Source organism: Streptomyces sp. NPDC006283 (assembly GCF_040613325.1).
In the GTDB taxonomy this organism is placed as follows: Bacteria; Actinomycetota; Actinomycetes; order Streptomycetales; family Streptomycetaceae; genus Streptomyces.
Window position 1 is genome coordinate 1 of the sequence record NZ_JBEXRZ010000329.1, and the last position, 5,170, is coordinate 5,170.

Genomic DNA, 5,170 nt, shown 5'->3' on the forward strand with positions numbered 1-5,170 from the left:
GGGGCGCCGGCGGCCTGCTCGCCCCGGGGGAGCGAACGCTGCACGATGGCGTGGGCGGTCAGCACACGGCGCCCCTGGCCCAGCGCGGACGGCAGCACCAGATAGGCGATCCGTACGAGGTGGGGGTAGTGCTCGACGAGCGCCGCCTGCGCCTGCCCGACCTCGACATCGGTCTCTGGCGCGGTTTCGGTTCCCGGCCCGGCGGACCCGGACGCGGGGGAGCCCGGGGGTTGGCCGGCAGGAGGGACGAGGTCGTGTGGGCGCACGTTCAGCAGAACGAGCGAATCGTCCTATGGTCACCTGACATTGCGGCGCAGGGTCAGGCGGTCGTCGGACGCCGGCAGCAGGGGGTCAGGCCGGTACGACGAGCCGTTCACGGATGCGCCCGAGCGCCTCGGCCGTGACACCGAGGCCCTCACGCACGTATTTCTCCATCGAGCCGTAGCGGGCGTCGACCTCGTCCAGCGCCGCCCCCAGGTAGTCCGGAACCACCCCGATGATCGCCAGAGCCGTCTCCGGCTGTCCTCCCTGCACGGTGTATCCCTCGACGAGCGGCGCGAACGCCTCGCGGACCGCCGTGTTGACGGACATGTATTCGGCCTCGACCGTCTCGGGAGTCGCTCCGAGCAGGGTGAGCACGATCGTCGCCGCCCACCCCGTCCGGTCCTTGCCCGCAGTGCAGTGGAACAGCAGCGGGCCGGAGTCCGGGTCCGCGACCTCGTTCAGGAAGGCCCGGTAGGACGCGCGTGCCGAGTTGGTCGTCACGAACGCCCGGTAGACGGCGCCGAACATCTCCCGGCCCCGGCCGCCGCCGAGTTCCTGCTCGGCGACGGCCGGATCGGTCAGCAGCTGACGCAGCCGGGCCGCCGCCGGCAGCCGGCCGGAGGCCACCAGGTCGGCCAGGACGTCCGCGAGCAGCAGCCGTCCGCCCTCGGGGACCCGGTCGGGGCGGGCGTCACGTTCCTGCCGCGTACGGAAGTCGACGACGGTACGGATGCCGAGGGCGGCGACGGCCGGGTCCGAGGCGGCGTCCATCCGGTCCAGCTGCCCGGAACGGAACAGCAGACCGCTGCGCACCGACCGGCCCCCGGGCAGAGGCGTACCGCCGAGATCGCGGAGATTCGCGACAGTGGTGGAAGGGATCGCGTTCATGATGCGGAATCTAGGCGGCGGCGGCCTCAGCCGGCCTCTGCGACACCGCCCGTCACGGACCAGCCGCTGAACCGCACCGTGCCGCGGGCCCCGCTGCCGCCGTTCGTGGCGCTCATGAAGAACCCCGCATCCTGCGTCGCCGCCGCCCCCGGCACGGACACCGTGGCGACCGTCCGCCAGGTCGCGCCGCCGTCGGTGGAGCACTCGCCGGTGAACGATGCCCCTGCGCCCCGCCTGAGCCGCAGTAGTACCGGGGCCTTGACGCCCGTGATACGCCGGTATGTGTCGAGGGTGCCGTCACCGTTCGTGTCGTACGACATCACGACACCCTGTCCAGGGGTGACGGCCAGATTGAGGAAGCCCGCGTCGCCGGGGGTGGCGAGCGAGTTGCGCACGACGATGCCCGCCCTCGCCCAACTGCCGGTGTTGTCCTGTGCGTCCACCCGCAGCAGCACGCTGCCGCCCTCGCCGAGCGCGTGCTCGCGGTAGGCCGTACCGAACTGCGCGGTGCCCCTCCACAGGTCGTTGCCGGCGCCGTTGATCGCCATCCGGTCGTCGATCTGACCGAAGACGGCCGTGTTGGACGTGAACGTACGCCACCCGGGGTCGAGCGGAGCGGCCAGGTGCACGCTGCCGCGCTGGGTGACCGCCACCCGTTCCTCGCCCCTCGGCCCGTACTGCGTGCGCAGCACGTACGGCATCGGCACGAGCGGTTCCGTCAGCGGCTCGGAGGGGGCGGTCACCCGCCACGACACCGTGCCGCTGCCGCCCGCCCGCACACTCTCGAGGAACGGCTCGCCCTGCGGCTCGGCATCGAGGCCGGTCAGCCCGAAGGCGACACGACCGGTGGCCCGCAGCCCGTTGAAGTTGCGGAAGGTGGCCCTGACCGTGCCGGTGCTGCCGGGCGTGAACGCAGCCGGTTCCACGTTCACCGTGACGAAGCCCTGGTAGGGGGCCGGGCCAGCGTGTCGTACACCCGCCGGGCCGTTCGGTACGCGTCACCCGTCGGCCGGACCGGGTAGGTGCGGCGGTCCTTCGTCCACGCCTCCTCCGCCGGATACCAGTCGAAGGACCTCGGCGCCCTGCCCTCCGCCATCGCGTCCGCCTGCTCGGTCAGATACGCCTCCCACTGCGGGAGGTGGACGTCGTCCATCAGCCCCTGCCAGTCCCGGTTGGCATAGTTGCTGAGCTGGTCGGCCGCGCCGCGGTCCGCCCACGTCGTGACAAGGGCACGGGCAGTGCGCTCCAGTTCGACCGCCTCCTCGGGGCTGGTCGCCAGCCGCTTGGCGTCCTCGAGCCAGGGGCCCAGCAGGAACGAGCGGTGGCAGCCGGCCATCGTGTCGCTCAGCCGCATCAGCTTCAGCCACAACGCCGTGATGGCACGGAACGTGTCCACGTCCTTGTCGAGGTGGGCGGCACGCAGGGGCAGTTGGAGCGTACGGGAGCGATTGGCCAGGGCCTGCCGGGCCAGGTCCGTCAGATCGTGGCGGTAGGCGTCCGAGTCCCGCAGCGGCGGCCGTACGTCCAGCAGCGCGGCGAACGCGCCGTCGAAGCCCGCCGGGTCGAAGGCCGTACCGATCGACGCGGTCAGTGACGGGCGGCGGCAGAACAGCGAGTCGTAGGGGCGGCCGTCGGTACTGGTGAGCCGGTAGGCGGTGGCGGCCAGCGCGGCGAACGCGGCGCGTGCCGAACGGTCCTCGGCCCCGTACCGCACGTCCGCGTACGCCGCGAACCACGCGTCCCGGTCGATCTTCTCCTCGCGCCAGGCCAGTTCGCTGAACAGTTCCAGGGCCGCGGGATCTCGCTCCGCGGCCTCCGGCATGTACGCGGTGCCCACCAGTGCGCTGCCCGGCTTGTCGCGCCACGCGGTGAACTTCTCCGTCCAGCGGTCGGTGTTGGCTCCGATCGTCGTACGGCCGCCGAAGTTCGGGATGGTGCCGAACGCGTACGGCGCCCCGCCCCACTCCTTCTCCCGGTCGGTGACGGTGTCCAGGTCGGACAGCCCGTCGACGATCAGCACCTTGTCCGTGTCGATGGCCTCGAGCAGCGCCGGGCGCGGGTTGGCCTGCCAGCCGAGGATCACCCAGGTGGCCGCGGGGCGCGCCGTCCGCAAGGACCTCTCCACCGCGCGGGCCGCGTCCGGCACCGGCACATCGCCGGCCGTGCCGCCCTCGTGCAGCAGATCCATCTTGAAGTGGTCGACCTCGCCGAACAGGTCCCGCTGGTGCCGGTAGAACGCGGCGGCCACGTCGGCGAACGACCGCGTCCGCGGGTCCAGCCAGTCGGGGCGGCGCAGCCCGTTCCAGGTGCCCTGCCCGATGACCCGGGCATCACCGGGGTTGCGGGCGACGAAACCGTCGGGGACGGTGCCGAAGTAGCCCGGCAGGACCGGGTGCATGCCCAGCTCGCGCAACCGGCCGGCGATCCGCCGGCCCAGGTCGGTGCGGCGCTCGATCAGGGCGGGCGAGAGCGGACCGCCGTACTCGCTCATGTTCTGCAGCAGCCACCAGGGCTGATGGGAGGGCGCGGGCAGCCAGGTGCGGGCCTCCGCGTCCGAGTACCCGAAGTCCATCAGCAGCCGGTGGTAGACGGCCTCCTGGCCCGGCGTCACCAGCACCTCGTTGCAGCCGTGCAGGGCGAGCACGTCGATCAGCCGCTCCCAGCGCGGCCAGTCGGCGTACGGGGCGGTGTAGCCGTCGTGCGTGTCGTTGTACGCGAACCGGTGCGGGACTGTCGCGCTGCGCTCGAGCGCGCGGCGGGTCCCGGGCAGCCGGCCGGGCAGATCGAGCTGGGAGCCGGACCACGAGATGTGCGCCCTGCAGACGTACTTGAGATACCAGTGCACCCCGGTCAGAAGCACCGCCGGGCTGGTGCCGGCGACTTCGATGTGGCCGGTGGTGCCGGTGACACGGAAACGCTCCGGGCCGGCCAGCGTCGTCAGCCGAAACTGGTCGGCGTGGTCGGGCAGCAGACGGCGCAGCGCGGCAAGGGCGGGATCAGAGGCGGGTGCGGTGCCGGGCGCGGTCGCCGGCTCGACAGGCGCCGCGGGTGCGGGCACGGCGGCCGCGGCGGTGGGCCCGGCGAGCACGGCACCGGCCCCGGCCGCTCCGGCGGCTCCCAGCAGCGTACGTCTCGACAGCTCGTTCATGGGCAGCTCCTCTGTGTTGCTGGGGCGACAACAGATGCGTGCGGAGCGCACGTTACCCGTGGTTCGGCTATCCGAAGAGGGCGCGGAAGGGCACCATGGCCGGATGCGGACGAGTACGAATACGAGCACATGGCGGGCGGCCCGGACGGGACTGGCAGTTGCGGTCCTCGTCCTGGCGGCGGCCTGCGGGTCCGGCGGCGACGACGACGGGCGTGTCGCGGCCGACGAGGGCGCGAAGGCGCCGAAGACGGCAACCGGCACTCTGGAGGAGCTCGCGCGCCGGGCGGACTGCCGGCCGAACATCCAGACGGACGCGGACGAGCTGCGCCAGGCCAACTGCGCGACGGACGACGGCAAGTACGTTCTCGCGACCTTCGCCACCGACCGCGGTCAGCGGGAGTGGATCAACGAGGCGAACGACTACGGCGGCACGTACCTGGTCGGCCGCAAGTGGGTCGCGGTCGGCGACGAGAAGGTCGTCGCGGCCCTGCGCGGCCGTCTCGGCGGCACGGTGGAGACCGGGGCGCAGCACGGCTCGGGCGGCAGCGGCGACGGCAATGGCGACGGCCACGGGGAGCACGACGACCAGGGCCACGCAGACGGCAGTGGCGGCGGCGCGAGCGACGAGGGCCACACAGGGCACCACGAGGGCTGATACGCCCAGCGGTTACGCACAGAACGTCGGGCCCACTCGGGCCGGTCCGGCACACCGGACCGGCCCGGGGAGGCCCTGCATCATCGAGGTCCGCAGACGACAAGGCCGGGGCGGCCTGGAATCTCCAGGGCGGCCCGGCCGCTGGCCGTAAAGGGCGGGTGACAGGCAAACGCCGCCGGGGGTGATTGAGAGGGGAAGAGCGAGGGGGGGGGGAA

At 72.6% G+C, this 5,170-nt stretch carries 2 protein-coding genes and 2 pseudogenes; 1 reads left to right on the top strand and 3 read right to left on the bottom strand.

The features are described 5' to 3' along the window. The 3 genes and pseudogenes from ABZ070_RS35150 to ABZ070_RS35160 all read right to left on the bottom strand — a co-directional run. Nucleotides 1-266: pseudogene (locus ABZ070_RS35150) on the bottom strand (hypothetical protein); the annotation flags it as partial. Nucleotides 267-351: 85 nt separating this feature from the next. Further along, the gene (locus ABZ070_RS35155) at nt 352-1,152 is read right to left on the bottom strand and encodes a tyrosine-protein phosphatase (RefSeq protein WP_356640012.1); all 801 of its coding nucleotides are present in this window, start codon (nt 1,150-1,152) and stop codon (nt 352-354) included. Between the two features lie 26 nt (nt 1,153-1,178). Beyond that, nucleotides 1,179-4,300 (bottom strand): annotated as a pseudogene (locus tag ABZ070_RS35160) (alpha-N-acetylglucosaminidase). 103 nt (nt 4,301-4,403) lie between these two features. Between ABZ070_RS35160 and ABZ070_RS35165 the strand changes: the two are divergent. Beyond that, entirely contained in the window at nt 4,404-4,955 is a 552-nt protein-coding gene (locus tag ABZ070_RS35165) for a hypothetical protein (RefSeq protein WP_356640014.1), read from the top strand. Nucleotides 4,956-5,170: the final 215 nt, after the last annotated feature.